Annotated in this window: 17 protein-coding genes and 1 tRNA gene; 8 read left to right on the top strand and 10 right to left on the bottom strand. The window is 73.1% G+C overall.

What is annotated here, in order from left to right; translation table 11 throughout:
- Positions 1–60: 60 nt before the first annotated feature.
- A tRNA-Leu gene (locus ACFV4P_RS01685) sits at positions 61–144 on the bottom strand.
- Positions 145–259: 115 nt separating this feature from the next.
- On the opposite strand from ACFV4P_RS01685, the gene ACFV4P_RS01680 reads away from it, so the two are divergent.
- Positions 260–1348 (top strand): hypothetical protein, encoded by a 1089-nt coding sequence (locus tag ACFV4P_RS01680; RefSeq protein ID WP_380466156.1) that lies wholly within the window; start codon positions 260–262, stop codon positions 1346–1348.
- Here ACFV4P_RS01680 and ACFV4P_RS01675 read toward each other — a convergent pair.
- From ACFV4P_RS01675 to ACFV4P_RS01665, 3 genes are all read right to left on the bottom strand, one after another.
- Positions 1338–2222, bottom strand: a complete 885-nt coding sequence (locus tag ACFV4P_RS01675; protein ID WP_380466154.1) for a Gfo/Idh/MocA family protein — start codon at positions 2220–2222, stop codon at positions 1338–1340. The two genes, ACFV4P_RS01680 and ACFV4P_RS01675, sit on opposite strands and share 11 nt — an antisense overlap.
- Positions 2223–2227: 5 nt before the next feature.
- On the bottom strand, positions 2228–2908 hold the full coding sequence (locus tag ACFV4P_RS01670; protein ID WP_380466152.1) for an O-methyltransferase: 681 nt from the start codon (positions 2906–2908) through the stop codon (positions 2228–2230).
- Positions 2909–3077: 169 nt separating this feature from the next.
- Positions 3078–3743 carry a DedA family protein gene (locus tag ACFV4P_RS01665; RefSeq protein WP_380466151.1) on the bottom strand — a complete coding sequence of 222 codons (666 nt, stop codon included), beginning with the start codon at positions 3741–3743 and terminating at the stop codon, positions 3078–3080.
- A 314-nt stretch (positions 3744–4057) separates the two neighbouring features.
- Between ACFV4P_RS01665 and ACFV4P_RS01660 the strand changes: the two genes are divergently transcribed.
- Positions 4058–4966 (top strand): aldo/keto reductase, encoded by a 909-nt coding sequence (locus ACFV4P_RS01660; RefSeq protein WP_380466149.1) that lies wholly within the window; start codon positions 4058–4060, stop codon positions 4964–4966.
- A 59-nt stretch (positions 4967–5025) separates the two neighbouring features.
- Here ACFV4P_RS01660 and ACFV4P_RS01655 read toward each other — a convergent pair whose 3' ends face one another.
- Entirely contained in the window at positions 5026–7419 is a 2394-nt protein-coding gene (locus tag ACFV4P_RS01655) for a glycoside hydrolase family 2 protein (protein ID WP_380466147.1), read from the bottom strand.
- 78 nt (positions 7420–7497) lie between these two features.
- On the opposite strand from ACFV4P_RS01655, the gene ACFV4P_RS01650 reads away from it, so the two are divergent.
- From ACFV4P_RS01650 to ACFV4P_RS01640, 3 genes are all read left to right on the top strand, one after another.
- Complete coding sequence (locus tag ACFV4P_RS01650) at positions 7498–7647, top strand: hypothetical protein (protein WP_380466145.1); 150 nt, start codon at positions 7498–7500, stop codon at positions 7645–7647.
- A gap of 61 nt (positions 7648–7708) precedes the next feature.
- Positions 7709–8083 carry a bleomycin resistance protein gene (locus tag ACFV4P_RS01645; RefSeq protein ID WP_380466143.1) on the top strand — a complete coding sequence of 125 codons (375 nt, stop codon included), beginning with the start codon at positions 7709–7711 and terminating at the stop codon, positions 8081–8083.
- A gap of 179 nt (positions 8084–8262) precedes the next feature.
- Positions 8263–9558, top strand: a complete 1296-nt coding sequence (locus ACFV4P_RS01640) for a hypothetical protein (RefSeq protein ID WP_380466141.1) — start codon at positions 8263–8265, stop codon at positions 9556–9558.
- A 21-nt stretch (positions 9559–9579) separates the two neighbouring features.
- Here ACFV4P_RS01640 and ACFV4P_RS01635 read toward each other — a convergent pair whose 3' ends face one another.
- Complete coding sequence (locus ACFV4P_RS01635) at positions 9580–11610, bottom strand: transglycosylase domain-containing protein (protein ID WP_380467102.1); 2031 nt, start codon at positions 11608–11610, stop codon at positions 9580–9582.
- Positions 11611–11831: 221 nt separating this feature from the next.
- Here ACFV4P_RS01635 and ACFV4P_RS01630 point away from each other — a divergent pair, with 221 nt between their 5' ends.
- Positions 11832–12524, top strand: a complete 693-nt coding sequence (locus ACFV4P_RS01630; protein WP_380466139.1) for a hypothetical protein — start codon at positions 11832–11834, stop codon at positions 12522–12524.
- 104 nt (positions 12525–12628) lie between these two features.
- Here the strand turns inward: ACFV4P_RS01630 and ACFV4P_RS01625 are convergent, their stop codons facing one another.
- Positions 12629–13642 carry a LacI family DNA-binding transcriptional regulator gene (locus ACFV4P_RS01625; protein WP_380466137.1) on the bottom strand — a complete coding sequence of 338 codons (1014 nt, stop codon included), beginning with the start codon at positions 13640–13642 and terminating at the stop codon, positions 12629–12631.
- A gap of 31 nt (positions 13643–13673) precedes the next feature.
- Positions 13674–14150 carry a DUF2690 domain-containing protein gene (locus ACFV4P_RS01620; protein WP_380466135.1) on the bottom strand — a complete coding sequence of 159 codons (477 nt, stop codon included), beginning with the start codon at positions 14148–14150 and terminating at the stop codon, positions 13674–13676.
- A gap of 262 nt (positions 14151–14412) precedes the next feature.
- Between ACFV4P_RS01620 and ACFV4P_RS01615 the strand changes: the two genes are divergently transcribed.
- A complete protein-coding gene (locus ACFV4P_RS01615) occupies positions 14413–15390 on the top strand; it encodes an ROK family protein (protein ID WP_380466133.1) in 978 nt (325 codons plus the stop codon).
- 36 nt (positions 15391–15426) lie between these two features.
- Here ACFV4P_RS01615 and ACFV4P_RS01610 read toward each other — a convergent pair whose 3' ends face one another.
- Together ACFV4P_RS01610 and ACFV4P_RS01605 are read right to left on the bottom strand one after the other, a co-directional pair.
- Complete coding sequence (locus ACFV4P_RS01610; protein ID WP_380466131.1) at positions 15427–16086, bottom strand: NAD(P)H-binding protein; 660 nt, start codon at positions 16084–16086, stop codon at positions 15427–15429.
- A gap of 107 nt (positions 16087–16193) precedes the next feature.
- Positions 16194–16583 (bottom strand): VOC family protein, encoded by a 390-nt coding sequence (locus ACFV4P_RS01605; RefSeq protein WP_380467099.1) that lies wholly within the window; start codon positions 16581–16583, stop codon positions 16194–16196.
- Positions 16584–16973: 390 nt separating this feature from the next.
- Here ACFV4P_RS01605 and ACFV4P_RS01600 point away from each other — a divergent pair, with 390 nt between their 5' ends.
- Positions 16974–17372, top strand: coding sequence for a DUF1992 domain-containing protein (locus tag ACFV4P_RS01600; RefSeq protein WP_380466129.1), 399 nt, complete (start codon positions 16974–16976; stop codon positions 17370–17372).
- The last annotated feature ends 32 nt before the right edge of the window (positions 17373–17404 follow it).

Genomic DNA, 17404 nt, shown 5'->3' with positions numbered 1-17404 from the left:
GGCGTTCCCCCCCTATTTTTTTGTGTAACCCCCCGGCCGCATTGGGTCGGATGACCGTTGTGCGCGAGGGGGGAGTTGAACCCCCACGCCCTTTCGGGCACTGGAACCTGAATCCAGCGCGTCTGCCTATTCCGCCACCCGCGCAAAGGGTGTAGCCGCCGGTTGCTCTTCTGCCCCGTTCGACCTGCTGAGAAGCTTACCGCACGTTTCGGGGGCCTCCGTCCGGGGTGGGTCGGTGGCGGGGCGTCACAATGGCCGGATGAGAGTGATCCTCACCGTGGTCGGGGCGGCGCTGCTGGCCTGGACGGCGGCCAGCATTCTGCGGACGCTGGTGGTGCCGCGCGGGCTGTACTCGGCGTTGGCGATCCGGTTGTGGTCGGTGCTGCGGCGGGTGGTGCGGACGGTGGCCGCGCCGTTCGGGGGGTACCGGGCGATCGACCGGGCGCAGACCTGGCTGGCTCCGCTGATCCTGCTGGGGATGCTGGGGTGTTGGCTGCTGTCGACGCTGACGGCGTACACGCTGCTGTTGATAGGGACGTCCGACCTGCCGTGGCACGTCGCGTTCCGGGAGGCCGGGTCGAGTCTGTTCACGCTGGGTTTCGCGAGCGGCGACCGGCTGCACCTGTCGGTGATCGACTTCCTGGCGGCGGCGAACGGTCCGCTGATCATCGCGTTGCTGATCGCCTACCTGCCGACGCTGTACTCGGCGTACAACCGGCGGGAGTTGGAGGTGACGCTGCTGCAGTCGCGGGCGGGCGAGCCGGCCTGGGGGCCGGAGTTGCTGGCCCGGCAGGCGCTGGTGCGGACGGAGAGCGAACTGCCGGAGCTGTACCGGGACTGGGAGCGGCTGGCGGCGGATCTCGGCGAGGGGCACTCCAACTATCCGGTGCTGATCTCGTTCCGTTCCCCGCAGCCGTACCGCAGTTGGGTGGTGGGCCTGATCGCGGTGATGGACGCGGCGGCCATGCAGTTGGCGCTGAACCCGCGTTCGGCCCCGCCGGAGGCGCGGTTGCTGCTGCGGGCCGGGTTCACGGCGCTGCGGGACATCGCGACGGCGCTGCGGATCCCGTTCGAACCGGACCCGGAGCCGGAGGAGCCGATCCGGTTGACGTTCGCGGAGTTCGACGCGGCGGTCGCGATGGTGACGGCGGCCGGGATGCGGCTGGAGCGGCCGATCGCGGACGCGTGGGCGCACTTCCGCGGTTGGCGGGTCAACTACGAGGCGATCGCCTACGAGTTGGCCCGCCGCGCGGATGCGGTGCCGGCGCTGTGGACCGGTCCGCGGGACTTCGCCGCGACCCCGATCCCGCCGCGCCGTCCGGCCGACCGCCGCCCGGTCAACCCCTGAGCAGCTGTTCCTCGGCCTGCGCCAGCACCTCCACCACCCGCCGCCCGAACCGGACGTCGCACGGGTGCGGGGCGCCGGTCGCGACGGCCGCCAGCAGGGCGTCGAGCGCGCGGCCGTACGCGGCAGTCGGCGGCGCGTCCCGGTCGGGGAGGCTCGTGACGCCCGCGGCGCCGCGCAGTTCGACGCCCGCGCCGTTCGCGGAGGCCTCCGGCGGGGCGGTCAGGCTGAGCGTCACGGTGCTGGACGCGCCGCCGGCGTGACGCAGGATCAGGTGGGCGGTGTCGCCGGGTCCGGGCGCGGCGTCGACCCGTTCGACGTCGCCGAGGACGGGCAGCAGCACGGACAGCGCGTGCGGGCCGACGTCCCACAGCGCGCCCTTCTGCTGCCGCCACGGGGACGCGGCGTAGGGGCTGTCGGTGGTGAACACCGAGCCGATCCAGTGGCAGTGGGCGGTGAACCAGCCGCCGCGCTCGGCCTGTTCGGTGATCCAGGCGCCCTGCGTGTCGCCGAACCGGACGGTGAAGAACACCACCGAGGCGACGGCGGCCGCGGCGACCGCGTCCTCGACGGCGCGGGCGGCGTCCACCGTCGAGGCGACCGGCTTGTCCAGCAGCAGGTGCTTGCCGGCCGCGGCGGCGCGGACGGCGTACTCGGCCTGGACATCGGGCGGCAGCGCGATGGCGACGGCGTCCACCGCGGCCAGCAGGTCGTCGACGGCCTCGTACGCGGGCACGCCGTGCGCGGCCGCGAGGTCGGCGGCGGCCTGCGGGCGGCGGCCCCACACGCCGGCGAACTCGACGTCCGGATGGGCGGCGAGGGCTGGGGCGTGCACCAACCCGGCCCACGGGCCGGTCCCGAGCAGTCCGATCCGCACGGCGCTCAGCCCTCCACCCGGATCAGCGTGAAGCCGTCGTAGCCCTTGTGGCCGACGGTCTGCACGGTGGTGGCGTCCAGGCGCTTGTCGCCCGCGAGCAGGTCGTGCAGCTGCCGGACGCCGCGCACGGCCTCGTCGGTGCTGTGCGCGTCGGCGAGCCTGCCGCCGCGCACCACGTTGTCGACCACGATCACCGAGCCGGGCCGGGTGAGCGCCAGCGACGCCTCCAGGTAGTGCGGGATGCTCGGCTTGTCGGCGTCGACGAACACCAGGTCGTACGGCTCGACGCCTTCCTCGACGAGCTGCCGCAGGGTGTCGCGGGCCGCGCCGAGCCGGACCTCGACGCGGTTGGCGAGGCCGGCCCGTTCGACGTTGGCGGTGGCGACGGCGGCGTGCGCCGGGTCGATCTCCAGCGTGGTCAGGCGGCCGTCGTCGGGCAGCGCGCGGGCCAGCCAGATCGCGCTGTAGCCGGCCAGCGTGCCGATCTCCAGGATCCGGCGGGCGCCCTGCATGCGGGCCAGCAGGTGGAGCAGCTTGCCCTGGCTCGCGGACACCGCGATCGGCGGCAGCCCGGCCCGGTCGGCGGCCTGGAGGGCCGCGTCCAGTGCCTCGTCCTCGCCGATCAGCCGGTCGGCGACGTAGTCGTCGACCGCCGCCCACTGCTCCGGGTTCTGCTGCGTGCTCATTCCCCACCTCCGTGATCGATTCGCGCTGCGACCCTACTCCCTGGCCGGGGCGGCGAGTGCACCGAACACGGCGGCGTTCACCGCCGCGGAAGCGCCGAACACGCCGAACACACCGAGGCCGCCGCGTCCGGTGCGGACGCGGCGGCCTCGGGTGCGGCTCGGCCGGCGGTCAGTCGACGAGCGTCTCGGAGAGCGGCTCGCCGCTCGGGCCGCCGGACTGCTCGGGGTGCTCGGCACGGGACTTCTTCGCCCGCCGCTTGATCACCAGCGCCGAGCCGACGCCGAACAGCGCGGCCGCGCCGAGGCCGATGTACGAGGCGCCCTGGAGGTACTTCTCGGCGACCTTGCCGACCTGGTAGACCAGCAGCGTGGTGCCGCCGGCCCAGACCACGCCGCCCAGCACGTTGGCGATCAGGAACTTCCAGTACGGCATCCGCAGGGTGCCGGCCAGCGGGCCCGCGAAGATCCGCAGCAGCGCGACGAAGCGGCCGAAGAACACCGCCCACATGCCCCAACGCGTGAACGCCCGTTCGGCGGTGGCCAGATGATCGGGCCCGAAGTGTTTGGGGAACTTGCGGCCGAGTTTCGCGAACAGCGGCCGGCCACCCTTGTGGCCGATCGCGTAGCCGATCGAGTCGCCGATGATCGCGCCGGCGATCGCGCAGCCCGCGACGCCCCAGGGGCTGACGACGCCCTTGGCGGCGAGCAGAGCGGAGGTGACCAGGGCGATCTCGCCGGGCAACGGGATGCCCAGACTCTCCAGTCCGATGATCAGTCCGATGATCACGTACACCGAGGTCGGCGGAACGCTCTCGATCCACTGGTCGAGGTGCAAGGCGGAGTACCTCCGTCGGGGCGGGGACAGGCGGCCGACGCAGGGCGGCACACGGGAAAAGCTTCGGTAAAAGGCCCGAGCCGGGTCAGCCTAGCCGCTCCCGGCCCGCAGGCCGAGCGTCCCCCTGAGGCGCAGCCCGGCCATGGTCCGGACGGTCTCTCCCCCGCTCGCCCACACCGGATCCAACTCCCGGCCGGATCAGGTTCGTTCCCGATCCGCGGGTGAGATTCCGCGCACCCGCCGGGCCTGTCCCGGGCCCTTCTCCGCACCCCATACTCCGTGACCGGACAGCACCACCCACGGGGAGGAACACCATGGCCACGGACGCACCGGCGGCGGCAGCAGGGACCTGGAAGCTCGGCGACCTGGAGGTGAACCGGCTGGGCTACGGCGCGATGCGGCTCACCGGCAACGGCATGATGGGCAACTCCGACGGCGCGCCGATCGACCGCGCGCACGCCGTCCGGCTGCTGCACACCGCGTTCGAACACGGCGTCGACCACGTCGACACGGCCTCCTTCTACTTCTCGCCGCTGCGCTCCGCCAACGAGTTGATCAACCGGGCGCTGACCGCCTGGCGGGGCCACGAGGTGGTGGTGGTCACCAAGGTCGGCCCGGGCCGCGGCCCGTCCGGCGAGTGGCGGACCATGGCCCGGCCGGACGAGCTGCGCGGCCAGGTCGAGGAGAACCTGCGCCAGCTCGGCCGTGACCACCTGGACGTGGTCAACCTGCGCCGCAACGGGCCCGACTGCGACTCGGTCGCCGAGCACTTCGGGGCGCTCGCCGAGCTGCGCGACGCCGGGCTGATCCGGCACCTGGGGCTGTCCAACGTCAAGCCCGAGCACGTCCGGGAGGCCCGGGAGATCGCCCCGGTGGTGTGCGTGCAGAACTCCTTCGGGCTGGACTGGCGGAACGCCGAGCGGACCGGCGTGCTCGGCCTCTGCGCCGAACTGGGCATCGCCTTCGTCCCGTTCTTCGCCATCGCCGGGCTCAACCGGGAGGCCGCGGCGACCGCCGAACAGGACCGCCGGGTCGCCGCCGTCGCCGCCGAACTCGACGCCACCGCCGCCCAGGTCCGCCTCGCCTGGACCCTCCACCGCGGCCCGCACGTCCTCGCCATCCCGGGCACCGGCAGCCTCGCCCACCTGGCCGAGAACCTCGCCGCCGCGAGCCTGCGCCTCACGGACGCCCACCTCGCCCTGCTGGACGCCCCGCCGGCCTGAGCCCGGCGGGTCGGCTCAGCGCCCCGGCCTTCAGCGCCCCGGCCGCGGCGCGGCGGTGTTCACGAGGGTTCGACGCAGAACAGCGCGGCCCGGACCTGTGCGACGGTCGGCAGGCCCGCGCCGTGCACCCGGACGGTGGCGTGCTCGCCGGGGAGCAGCGTGGTCAGGCCGCGGTCGGCGGTGGCGGCGGGGTGCAGGCGGTCGGGCTGGAGCAGCAGGTCGCGCAGCAGGGTGCGGGCGGTGATCCGGACGTCCGCCGCGCCGTCCCCGGCCGGTGCGACGTCGAGGTCGAACTCGGGCTTCGGGTAGGCGAATTCCTTGTCGGCGACGGGGAAGTGCACGGCCCGCAGCCCGTCCGCTTCGGCCACCAGGTACTCGTCCCGGCCGGACGCCGACAGCCCTTCCGTCACCGGCAGTCGGAGCACCGACCGGGTGGCGACGACGACCGGCTCGGCGTGTTCGGCGAGCAGCCGGCCGTCGGCGTGCAGGCGGCGCAGCCGGAGGGTGGTGGTCCACGGCCGGGCGGACTGGTTGACCAGGGCGGTGCGGGGTGCGCCGTCGCGGTCGGCGGGCTGGAGGGTGAGCAGGCGGTCGGCGTAGAGGCGGCGCAGTTCGTGGTGCAGGGGCTTGAGGCGGCCGTCGCCGTCGACGGCGGACCAGGAGGAGACCGGCCAGCAGTCGTTGAGCTGCCAGACGATGGTGCCGGCGCAGTGCGGCCAGTGGGAGCGCCAGTGTTCGATGCCGGTGGAGATGGCGCGGGCCTGGATCAGCTGGGTGAGGTAGTGCCAGCGGTCGAAGTCGGCGGGGAGGTCGAAGTGGCGTTCCAGGCCGCGGCGGAGTTTGCCGTTGCCGTCGCCGGCCTTCTGGTGGTGGCGCATGCCGGGCGAGTCGGGGGCGAGGGTCTCTCCGGGGAGGGCGCGGCGCAGGGTGGCGTGGGCGGGCGGGGCCTGCCAGCCGAATTCGGCGACGAAGCGCGGGACGGTGGCGCGGTAGGCGGCGAAGTCCTCGCGGTTCCAGACGTCCCAGGAGTGGTGGGTGCCGTGGTCGACGTCGTTGGGGTGGTGGTCCCAACTGCCGGACCAGGGGCTGCCGGCGCTGTAGGGGCGGGTGGGGTCGAGTTCGGCGACGATCCGGGGCAGCAGGCCGAGGTAGTAGCCCTCGCCCCAGGAGTCGCCGTTCAGCTTCTCCTCCCAGCCCCAGTCGCGGAAGCCCCACTGGTTCTCGTTGTTGCCGTTCCACAGCACCAGCGAGGGGTGCGGCATCAGGCGGACGACGTTGTCGCGGGCCTCGGCCTCGATCTCGCCGCGCAGTGGCTGTTCCTCGGGGTAGGCGGCGCAGGCGAACGGGAAGTCCTGCCAGACCAGCAGGCCGAGTTCGTCGCAGGCGTCGTAGAACGCGTCCTGTTCGTAGATGCCGCCGCCCCAGACCCGGATCAGGTCGACGTTGGCGTCGACGGCCTGTTCCAGGCGGGTGCGGTAGCGGGCGGGGGTGACGCGGGTGATCAGGGTGTCGTCGGGGATCCAGTTGGCGCCGCGGACGAAGAGCGGCTCGCCGTTGACGGCCAGCGTGAAGGGGGTGCCGGTGGCGTCGGGGGTGCGGTGCAGTTCGACGGTGCGGAAGCCGATCCGCCGCTGCCAGGCGTCGAGTCGGGTCTCGCCGTCGGCGATCGTGACGGCGAGTTCGTAGCGGGGCTGTGCGCCGTGGCCGCGCGGCCACCACCGTTCGACGTCGGCGGCTTCCAGCACCAGTACGGCGCGGTCGCCGTCGAAGACCGCCTCCGTGTGCGCGCCGGCGACGGTGGCGTGGGCGGTGAGCGGGCGTCCGGCGCCGGTGGCGGTGCGTTCGACGGTGAGGTGCACCTCGACCCGGCCGGTGGCGCCGTCGACGGTGATCAGCGGGCGGACGTCGGCGATCCGCGCGGTGGACCAGTGTTCGAGGCGGGCGGGCTTCCAGATGCCGGCGGTGGGCAGGGTCGGGCCCCAGTCCCAGCCGAAGCTGCTGGCCATCTTGCGGATGTACTGGAACGGTTCGGGGTATTCGTTGGGCCGGTCGCCGACCAGCGCGCGCACCCGCTCGGCCTCCGTGTAGGCGCTGGTGAAACGTACCGTCAGCTCGCCGGCCAGGCCGGTGGCGTCGAAGCGGTGGCGGCGGTGCATGTTGCGGGTGGCACCGAGGACGGCGCCGCCGAGGGTGACGGTGGCGACGGTGTCCAGTCCGTCGAAGACCAGGTCGGTGCGTTCGTGGGCGCTGCCGTGCGCGGGCAGGTCGAGGCGGTACGTCCAGTCGCGGCGGCCGACCCAGGCGACCTCCAGCTCGTTGGCGTCGAGGTAGGGGTCGGGGATCAGCCCGGCCGCGAGCAGGTCGGTGTGGACGCAGCCCGGCACCGTCGCGGGCAGCAACTCGCCGTCGTGGTGCAGGTTCCAGCCCTGGTCGAGCGGGGTGGTGTCCATCATCCGTGCGGGCTCCTCGATGGCGGGTGGGCGGCGCGAGCAGCACCGTAGCCCCGCCCCGTCGAGTCTGTCCACGAACCGGTGGAGCCGCCACCGCCGACTGTCCCCACCCTCCGCGCCCTCGCCTTCTCCCCCCACCGCCTGACCCCCGACCACCCCCTCACCCCCACCGGCGGCGGCCACGCCGACCGCGAACTCCGCACCCTCGCCCTCGCCCTGCTCAGCCGCTGACGGGTGCGGCCGGCGGGGGACACTGGTACCTGCACTGCACTGCCCGACCCAGGAGGAACGCGTGTCTGTACAGCCCGGCCCTGTCGTGTTCGAGCGGGTCGCCCCGGTGGTTCCGGTCCGCGACCTGGCCGCCGCCCTGGGGCGCTACCGCCGCCTGGGGTTCACGGCCGAACCGTACGCGGGCGATCGCGGGTACGGCTTCGTCTCGCGCGGCGCGGTGGAGCTCCACCTGACCGAGTGGGCGGAGCACGACCCGCTGCGGACCGGCGCGGTGGTCTACCTGTACGTGTCGGACGCGGACGCGGTGCACGCCGAGTGGAGGGCGGCCGATCCGCCGGGGCAGCTGGCCGCTCCGGCCGACACGCCGTACGGGCTGCGCGAGTTCGCCTATGTCGACCCGGACGGCACCTTGCACCGCGTCGGCTCCCCGAGCTGAGGTCGAGCGAGATCCGCCCGGGGGTGTCCGCCGCCCGCCGGGGCTGATGTCGCGTCAGCTCGACGCCGTCCGCCTGCTGATACCTCCCGTCGCGAGGTAACCATTCCGATCATCCCGATCGTCCTACCAGCGAGCGGTCTGCCAGCCGGGCGGCCGCACGGCGGAGGGGACGGCGAGCGATGACGGACGACAGGCGGGCGGGCGGCGGCGGCAGGCCGCGGCGGGTCAGAATCGCGCAGGTCGCGGCGGCCGTGGTGGCGGCCGGCGCGGTCACCGCACTCGCGGTGAGCCTGACCACCGGCGGCGGTTCGTCCTCCGCGCAGCAGTCGCTCTCCACCGCACCACCCGCCACGGGCAGCGCCCCACCACCACCGAGCCCGAGCCCGAGCACGTCGCCCTCCCCGTCCTGGGACGGCAAGGTGAAGGTGCTCGGCGACGGATCGACCTCCGACACGGGGCCGCAGCCGAACCAGCTCAAGATCGAGAAGCTGAAACCCGGCGAGAAGCCCCCGCAGTTCGTGGTGTTCTCCTGGGACGGCGCGCTGGAGAACGACGACCACCTGTTCTCCCGCTTCCGCAAGCTGGCGAAGGAGAACAACGCCGGCATGACGTTCTTCCTCACCGGGATCTATCTCCTCCCGGAGGAGAAGCACGGGCTGTACCGCCCGCCGCAGCACGACCCGGGCAACGCCGCCATCTCCTTCCCCACCGACGAGCACGTCAAGGAGACCCTCGAACAGCTGCGCCTGGCCTGGCAGGACGGCAACGAGATCGGCACCCACTTCAACGGTCACTTCTGCGGCGCGAAGGGCGGCGGCGACTGGAGCACCGACGAGTGGCGCAGCGAGATCGAGCAGGCGGTCTCGTTCGTCACCAACTGGAGGACGAACACCGGCTTCACCCAGGAGGCCCCGCTGCCGTTCGACTTCCGCAAGGAGCTCGCGGGCGGCCGCGCGCCGTGCCTGGAGGGGCAGAAGAATCTGCTGACGGTGGCGAAGGAGCTCGGCTGGCGCTACGACGCCAGTTCCCCGGGCGAGTTCCAGGTGTGGCCGTCGAAGGCCGGCGGGGTGTGGAACTTCCCGCTCCAGCTGATCCCGTTCGGCAACAAGCAGGTGCTGTCGATGGACTTCAACTTCCTCGCCAACCAGTCCGGCGACAGCACCCAGGGCGACCCGAGGAAGTACACCTCCTGGGAGAAGCAGACCCGCGAGGGGTACCTGGACGGCTTCTCGCGGGTCTACAACGGCAGCCGGGCCCCGCTGTTCATCGGGAACCACTTCGAGACCTGGAACGGCGGCATCTACATGCAGGCCATCGAGGACGTGATGAAGCAGGTCTGCAAGAAGCAGGACGTCCGCTGCGTCTCGTTCAAGGAGCTCGCCGACTGGCTGGACGCCCAGGACCCGAAGGTCCTGGACCAGCTCCGCCGGCTCGACCCGGCCCAGGCCCCGGACTGGCCGACCTATCTCAAGTAGCCTGCCGCGCCCAGGACTTCATCACCCCGCCGCCTTCGTGTAGGCAGCCCAGATCGCGGCCGGGGTGGTGTAGTCGGGGGTGTTCGGGGCCGCCCCGGCCACGCCGGTGAGCGGCTGGAGTTCCAGCGTCTTCGCGTCCATCCGGAACAGCGAGACGGCGGTGGCGACGGCACCCCGGTAGCCGACGAACCAGCCCGCGGTGCGCGCCTGGTTGACGCCGGTCTTCCCGGCGGCGTCGGGGACGGCCTGCCCGACCTCCTTGGCGGTGCCGTCCTTGACCGCGCCGCGCAGCGCGGTGTCGATCTCGGCGGCCACCGTCACGGTGGCGGCCCGGACGGCGTCGGGGCGTTCCACGGCGATGTCCGCGCCGTTGCGGCTGACCCGGTCGACGGAGTACGGGTCGGTGCGCATGCCCTGCCCGCCGAAGGCGGTGTAGGCGTCGGCGAGCCGGATCGCGCTGGGCGTGGAGTTGCCCAGCGAGAAGCCGGGCACCAGGTCGCCCATGCTGTCGGGCAGCAGCCCGAAGCCGAGCGCGCTGCGGCGGACGTTGTCGAGGCCGACGTCCATGCCGAGTTGCTCCATCGGCCCGTTGACGGACTGTTCGACGGCGGCCCGCAGGCTGATCGGCCCCCAGCTGCGGCCGTCGTCGTTGGCGGACTTGGCCTTCTTGCCGTCCCGCGCCCAGTACGGGCCCTCGGGGGTCTGTAGGTCGACGCCGTTGTCGCCGTCGTAGAACGTGCTGGGCCCGACCGGTTTGCGGTTGCCCTGCCGTTCGCGCTGGACGCCCTGGTCGAGCCCGGCGGCGTACACCAGCGGTGTGAACGCCGAACCGGCGGGCACGTTGGAGGTGTTGGCGTTGTTGAAGCCCTGCTTCAGGTAGTCCGGTCCGCCGTAGACGGCGAGGATGCGCCCGTCCGCGCCGACCGAGGCCGCGCCCAGGTGGACGTTCTGGTCGGCGGGGCGGTTGTCCGGGTCGAGGTTCTTCGCGGCGTCCTGGACGGCCTGGGTGAGCGCGCCCTGCCGGGGCTTCTCGAAGGTGGTGTAGATCTGGTAGCCGCCCAGGTCGAACTGGGCGGGCGAGACGTCGGCGTGGCTCTGCAGGTAGGCCCGCGCCAGGTCCACCAGGTAGCCGGTCTGGCCGCTCAGACCGGCCTGCTGCTGCGGGGCCTGCGGTTCCGGGAAGACGTTGTACTGGGCCCGCTCCTCGGCGGACAGCTTCCCGATCTCGACCATCCGGTCCAGGATCCACGCCCAGCGTTCCACCGCCCGGGCCCGGTTCTCGTCACCGAGCGCCGGGTCGTACAGCGAGGCGCCCTTCAGCACGGCGGCGAGGAACGCGCCTTCGCTGGCGTTGAGTTGGGACACGTGCTTGCCGTAGTAGGCCTGCGCGGCCCGCTCGATCCCGTAGCTGCCGCGCCCGAACCAGCTGATGTTCAGGTAGCCGCCGAGGATGTCCTTCTTGTCGACCTGCCGGTCCAGCTTGAGTGCGATGAACGCCTCGTCGAGCTTGCGTGTGAAGTCCTGACGCTGGTTCAGGTAGGCGTTCTTCACGTACTGCTGGGTGATGGTCGAGCCGCCCTGGGTGTCGCCGCCGGACCCCATCCGGTAGAACGCCCGGGCGATGCCCTTCACCGAGACCCCGGGGTCCGAGTAGAAGCTCGCGTTCTCCGCCGCGAGCACCGCCCACTGCACCTTCTCCGGCACCTGCTCCAGCGGCACGTCCTGCCGGTTGACCAGGCCGGTGCGGGCCATTTCGGTGCCGTCCGCCCAGTAGTAGACGTTGTTCTGCTGGGTGGCGAACGCGTTCAGGTCCGTCGGGATGTCCGTCCGCACGTACATCACCACCGCCGCGGCGGTCAGTGCGCCGACGAACCCCGCGGCGAGCAGCACCAGTTGACGCCAGGACGGGAGCCAGCGCCGCACGCCCCGGCGGCCGGCGCGCGGGTAGTCCGGCCGCAGTCGGCGCAATCTGCGCCTCCGCGGCCCGCCCGGTGCTCCTTCCTCGACCTCCCCCTGTTCCTCGACCGCGTCCCTCGGCTCGCCGGACACCATGCGTACCCCGATCTGCTCGATTGGCAAATCTCTCCCGCAGAATCTCGACGTCTCACACCGTCCGTACGTTTCACCCCACCCGGTGTGATGATCACCACGGAGCCTTGGTGCAACCTTCCATCGCCCCCGCAACGTGGCCCCGCCCGCAGGGCCCGGCCACCGCCTCTGGTAGCGTCGCGCTCTTCGCCGCTCGCACCGGCGGAGTCCCCAGGACAGGAACCATGACGACCAGTCAGCAGCGCCTGCACCACACCCTGGACGCCCTCGACACCGCCGCCCGCCGGGCCGAACGCCCCGGGCCGCCCGTACGCGGCTGCGAACACTGCTGGGACCCCGAGGACTTCGCCCTGCTGTCCGGCCCCGCCGCCCTGGTGCCGGACCGCCTGCTGCACCGGGCGGCAGCGAAGAGCACCGACCTCTGGGAGGACTTCCCCGCCCTGTACCGCCGCCTCGCGCCGCGCATCCTGCGGCAGTTGACGACCGGTCGGATGCGGGTCGACGGCCCGCTGATCGCCTCCCGGCTGCTCGCCGCCGACTGGCGCGCCTGGCCGCACGCCGACCGGGTCGTCGACGTCCTGGACGCCTGGTGGTCCGCCGCCCTCGACCGGCCCGACCCGCTGCCGGACGTCGCCGAGGTCCTGGAGACCACCGCCACGGCCACCGGCAGCCTCACCCGCTGGCTGCGCACCTGGGAGGCCACCCGGACCGCGACCGCCGACCACCACCTCACCGATGCCCTGGAGGGGTGGCTGCGCTGGGGCGAACTGCCCGGGCTGACGTTCGGCTTCTACGACGAGCTCCCGGTCGGCGCGGAGCTCACGCGGTGGCTGCTCGCCCTGCCTCCGGGCCGGATCGGCGCGGACCAGCGCTACTGGCTGGAACTCCTCGACTCGCCTTCCCCCTCGACTCCCTGACGTTCCGTCATACTCGTTGCCCCGCACGACCGGAAGGGCCGCCGAGAAGTCCCGTTGCGCATCAACTCGCCACCCCCTTGACTCCTGACGCCCCATCAGAGTAATCAGGGCCGGATCTCGCCCGACCCCCGCGCGATCAGGGTGGTCGGAACCTCCAGCCGGGCAGGGTCGCTGCGGTCGCCGGCCAGGCGGGCGAAGAGGCGGCGGGCGGCCAGGGCGCCGAGCGCGGCCGGGTCCTGGGCGACCACGGTGAGGCCGGGGGTGAGCAGGTCGGCGAGTTCCAGGTCGTCGAAGCCGACCACGGCCGGACGGCGGTCGGCGGGGAGGTGGTGCAGGGCGGCCAGGGTGACGCGGTTGTTGGCGGTGAACAGCGCGGTGACGGCGTCCGGTCCGGTGGTGAGGCGGCGCACCGCCTCGCCGACCCGGGCCCGGTCGGTGGGGCCGCAGTCCACCCAGCGTTCGTCCACCGGCAGTCCGGCCTCGGCCATCGCGGCGCGGTAGCCGCGTTCGCGTTCGGCGGCGGTGTGGATGGCCCGCAGGTCGCCGACGAAGCCGATCCGGCGATGGCCGTGGGCGATCAGGTGCGCGGTGCCCCGGCGGGCGCCGCCCGCGTTGTCGCTGAGCACCGCGTCCGCGTCGATGGCGCCGGCGGGCCGGTCCAGGAACACCACGGGCGTGCCGGAGGCGATCTCCGGCAGCAGGTACCGGTGGTCGTCCCCGGCGGGCACCACGAGCAGCCCGTCCACCCGCCGGGCGCAGAACGCCAGCGCCAACTCCTGTTCCCGCTCCGCCCGTTCACCGCTGGATCCGGTGAACAGCAGGCAGTCCTCGGCCGCCGCGACCTGCTCGACGGCCCGGGACAGCGCGGAGGAGAACGGGTCGCTGATGTCCTCCAGCAGCAGCGCGACACTCGCGGTGCGGCCGGTCCGCAGCAGCCGCGCGCTGTCGTTGCGCCGGAACCCGAGCGCCTCGATCGCGTCCCGCACCCGCCCCGCCGTCCCGTCCGTCACCCCGGGCTCCCCGTTGACCACCCGGGAGACGGTCTTCAGGCCGACGCCCGCCGCCGCGGCGACGTCCTTCATGGTCGGCCGGACACCGGTGCGGAGGCTGCTCGTCATGCCACGGAGAATAGTGCGGGCACCCCCGGCCTCAGTAGTTCGCCGTCCGACCGGTGTAGACCACGACGCCGGCGTCGTACCAGCCGTAGGCGTAGCTGGTGACGTTGTGGTCGCCCACCATGGCCGTGTAGCAGGAGCCGCCGTTGGTCTGGACGGTGCACTGGTAGGACCGGCCGTCGCTGTTGCGGATGATCTTCGTGTACGGCGGCGCGGCGTTGTGCACGTCGTACGAACCGTTCGACAGGCGCGCCCAACTCGCCTCGCAGGACGGCGAGTAGCGCATCTCCACCACCCGGTATCCGCTGCCCTGCGGCAGCGAGAAGCTGCCCACCGTGACGGCGTCCCCCTGACAGTTCGTCGACGGGTCCTTGCCGTCGCACCCGGTGGACCAGCAGCCTCCCGTCGAGGTCGTTGCCGTCGTCTCCGTCGCGTGCGCCGAGGGCGCAATCGTCAACGCCCCGGCCGCCAGGGCCAACGCGCCTGCCACAGCGGCGATGTCACGTCGCATGATCCCCTCCGTTCTCCCGCGGGCACGGATCCCCACGGGCGTCCGGACACCTCCCCGCCCCGCGCCGCACCCATGCGCCGCCCGACCCTCATCGACCGCACACGACCCATGAATGGCGGAATCACGGCGGTCCGCGCCACCGCAGGACCCTTCCCGCACCTGCTGGACAACGTTGTCAAAGCGGGTCAGAATCACAGGACCGATCCGACGGCGCCCTGCCACGCACCACGGCGCTCCCCGTCCCACCTGCGGAGACGTCACCATGAGCCACCCCCCGGCCGGCCCCGTCACCCCCGGCGAACCTCTGCTCGCGGCCCTCGACATCGGCGGCACGAAGATCGCCGGCGGCCTGGTCGACGCCCAGGGCGCCCTGCTGCACCGACTCCAGGTCCCCACTCCTGCGGACGGCGACCGCCACCGGCTGATGGCCGCCGTCTCGCACGTGCTGGACGAGCTCGCCCGCCGCCCCGAGTGGACCCGGGTGCGTGCGCTCGGCATCGGCAGCGCCGGGCCGGTCGACATCGCCGCCGGCACCGTCAGCCCCGTCAACCTGCCCGGCTGGCGCGAGTTCCCGCTCCACGCCGAGGCCTCCGCGCACCCCGCCGTCCGGGGCCTGCCGGTGGTGCTCGGCGGGGACGCCGTCGCCATGACCGCCGCCGAACACTGGCGCGGCGCGGCCCGCCCCTACCGCAACGCGCTCTGCCTGGTCGTCTCCACCGGCGTCGGCGCCGGACTCGTCCTCGACGGCCGCCTGCACACCGGCACCACCGGCAACGCCGGCCACCTCGGACACATCAGCGTCGACTTCGAGGGCCGCCCCTGCCCCTGCGGCTCCCGCGGCTGCCTCGAAGGCCTCGCCTCCGGCACCGCCATCGCCCGCACCGCCGCCGGGAGCGGCTGGCGCCCCGGCCCCGACGGCGACAGCACCGCGACGGGCGTCGCCCGCGCCGCGAAGGCCGGCGACCCGCTCGCCCTGGCCGCCTTCGACCGCGCCGCGAAGGCCCTGGCGGCCGGCATCGCCGCCACCGCCACCCTCGTCGAGCTCGACGTCGCCGTCATCGGCGGCGGCGTCGCGGGCGCCGGCGACACCCTCTTCGCCCCCCTCCGCCACCACCTCGACTCCTACGCGACGCTCTCCTTCACCCGCCGCCTCGCCCTCGCCCCCGCCCGCCTCGGCACCACCGCGGGCCTCATCGGCGCGGCCGCCCTGGCCCGCGACGCCGCGCCCGCGGCCCCCTGACGGAACCCGCCGCAGGGCCCCCGAGCCGTGGTGCGCTCAGCCCGCCAGTGCCGAAACCGCCTCGTCCACCGGCGAGTTGCCGCCGATGAGCTCCAACGTCCGTCCCACCGCCGCCGGTTCGTCGAGCAGCGCCACCAGCACCGCCGCCACGTCGTCGCGCGGCACCGACCCGTGCCCCGTGGACGGGGCCAGTGCCACCCGGCCGGTGCCCGGCCTGTCCGTCAGCCCGCCCGGGCGCAGAATCGTCCAGTCCAGCCCCGCCCGTGACCGCACATCGGCATCGGCCGCCGCCTTGGCCCGCAGATACGCGGCGAACACCGGATCGGTCCCCTCCGCCGGCTCCCGGTCCGCACCCATGCTCGACACGACGACGAAGCGCCGCACCCCGGCCGCCTCCGCCGCGTCCGCGAACAGCACACACGCCCGGTGGTCGACGCTGTCCTTCCGCGCCGCCCCGCTCCCGGGCCCCGCACCCGCCGCGAACACCGCCGCATCCGCCCCCTCCAGATGCCGCGCCACCTCGGCGACCGACGCCGACTCCAGGTCGCACACCACCGGCTCCGCGCCCGCCGCCAGCAGGTCCCCCGCCTGCTCCGGCCGCCGAATCACCCCCGCGACCTCGTCCCCCCGCGCACTGAGCAACCGCTCGGCCCGAAGCGCGATCTGACCATGACCACCCGCAATGACAATCCGCATGGCCCCGACCGTAGTCCCCACCCCCCACCGCCCCTCGCACCCGACCCCGCCCATCCATCCGTTCGGCCGAGCCAAGCACCCTCCCCCACCCCGGCCCCGGCCCGGCCTCAGGGCGTGTCGATGGCGACGAGTTCGACCTCGAAGCCGTCGGTGTTCTCCAGGTAGGCGGCGTACGTCTGTTCACCGCCGGCATGCGGGTGGCGATCGGGAAACATCAGGCTCCACCCGTGCGCCGGAGCCTCGGCGACCAGCGCATCCACGGCCCCGGAATCCTCGACGTGGAACGCCAGATGGTTCAACCCGGGCCGACACCGGTCGTGCTCGCCGGCCGTGAGGGCCGAAGACTCCTCGACGACCAGGTACGTCGCCCCGAGCCGCCAACTGCACCCGCTGCCCCAACTCTGGAAGACCGTGTACCCCAGCGCCCCGAGCAGCCACCCGAACGAACCGACCGCTCGCCCCAAGTCCGGCACCCAGATCTCGACATGGTGCAACATCCCACCGACCGGCCGCCTCATGCCACCACCCGTCACATCAATCGCCTTCACACCGAACCCCTGCTTCTCGTTCCTCGCCGACGCGGCCTCGACCCGTCGGTCGAGGCCCTCCATGATGCGGAAAGTCGCGCTCGACGGTTACCTCCGGTGTGCGGAATCGGCGTTCGGAAGCATGCTCGGATCCATGGCTGGCGCAACTACGCGGATGGGCGTCGGCGGGCGAGGGCGAGGCCAGCCACCGCCACACCCGCCGCAGTGCGGCCCGCGACAACCGACCGGACGACCATGTCCCCTCCCCCGCCGACGAGTTGGGCGCTGACGTAGGCTCGTTGGTGGAGCTCTCCGCAGCGACGAGAGCGACGAGAGCGACGAGGACGGGAGGAGCACGCCATGACCGACCGCAAACCGCCCGGTGTCACGTTCGAGACCTGGGTCGACCGGCAGATCCGGGAGGCCGCCGAGCGCGGCGCGTTCGACGACCTGCCGGGCGCGGGCAAGCCGCTCGCGCACGAGAACCGGCCGTACCACGAGATGTGGTGGATCCGGGAGAAGCTCGAACGCGAGGGCCTGAGTTTCCTGCCGCCCTCGCTGGTCCTGCGCAACGAGCTGCACGAGGCCCTCGACGCCGCCCGCAGCGCCCCCACCGAGGCGCTGCTGCGCACCCGGCTCGCCGAGGTCAACTCCCGTATCGACGCCGCGCTGCGCCGCCCGATCGAGGGGCCGCCGCTCGGCGTCGCGCCGGTCGACGTCGAGGCCGCCGTCGCGCAGTGGCGGCAGGCCCGGAGCTGAGCGGTCGGCGGACATCGCCTGTCGCGGCGGCG

It is taken from the genome of Kitasatospora sp. NPDC059795, assembly GCF_042732175.1.
In the GTDB taxonomy this organism is placed as follows: domain Bacteria; phylum Actinomycetota; class Actinomycetes; order Streptomycetales; family Streptomycetaceae; genus Kitasatospora.
Note: the sequence above shows the minus strand (reverse complement) of the source record. Positions and strands in the feature narration are given on the sequence as shown.

What these genes read in the sequence shown, in the direction of transcription:
- ACFV4P_RS01670 (WP_380466152.1), bottom strand. Translation starts at nt 2,908, where the DNA reads ATGAGCACGCAGCAGAACCCGGAGCAGTGGGCGGCGGTCGACGACTAC.
- ACFV4P_RS01605 (WP_380467099.1), bottom strand. Translation starts at nt 16,583, where the DNA reads ATGTTGCACCATGTCGAGATCTGGGTGCCGGACTTGGGGCGAGCGGTC.
- ACFV4P_RS01600 (WP_380466129.1), top strand. Translation starts at nt 16,974, where the DNA reads ATGACCGACCGCAAACCGCCCGGTGTCACGTTCGAGACCTGGGTCGAC.
- ACFV4P_RS01630 (WP_380466139.1), top strand. Translation starts at nt 11,832, where the DNA reads ATGACGACCAGTCAGCAGCGCCTGCACCACACCCTGGACGCCCTCGAC.
- ACFV4P_RS01655 (WP_380466147.1), bottom strand. Translation starts at nt 7,419, where the DNA reads ATGATGGACACCACCCCGCTCGACCAGGGCTGGAACCTGCACCACGAC.
- ACFV4P_RS01615 (WP_380466133.1), top strand. Translation starts at nt 14,413, where the DNA reads ATGAGCCACCCCCCGGCCGGCCCCGTCACCCCCGGCGAACCTCTGCTC.
- ACFV4P_RS01635 (WP_380467102.1), bottom strand. Translation starts at nt 11,610, where the DNA reads ATGGTGTCCGGCGAGCCGAGGGACGCGGTCGAGGAACAGGGGGAGGTC.
- ACFV4P_RS01610 (WP_380466131.1), bottom strand. Translation starts at nt 16,086, where the DNA reads ATGCGGATTGTCATTGCGGGTGGTCATGGTCAGATCGCGCTTCGGGCC.
- ACFV4P_RS01680 (WP_380466156.1), top strand. Translation starts at nt 260, where the DNA reads ATGAGAGTGATCCTCACCGTGGTCGGGGCGGCGCTGCTGGCCTGGACG.
- ACFV4P_RS01660 (WP_380466149.1), top strand. Translation starts at nt 4,058, where the DNA reads ATGGCCACGGACGCACCGGCGGCGGCAGCAGGGACCTGGAAGCTCGGC.
- ACFV4P_RS01625 (WP_380466137.1), bottom strand. Translation starts at nt 13,642, where the DNA reads ATGACGAGCAGCCTCCGCACCGGTGTCCGGCCGACCATGAAGGACGTC.
- ACFV4P_RS01640 (WP_380466141.1), top strand. Translation starts at nt 8,263, where the DNA reads ATGACGGACGACAGGCGGGCGGGCGGCGGCGGCAGGCCGCGGCGGGTC.
- ACFV4P_RS01620 (WP_380466135.1), bottom strand. Translation starts at nt 14,150, where the DNA reads ATGCGACGTGACATCGCCGCTGTGGCAGGCGCGTTGGCCCTGGCGGCC.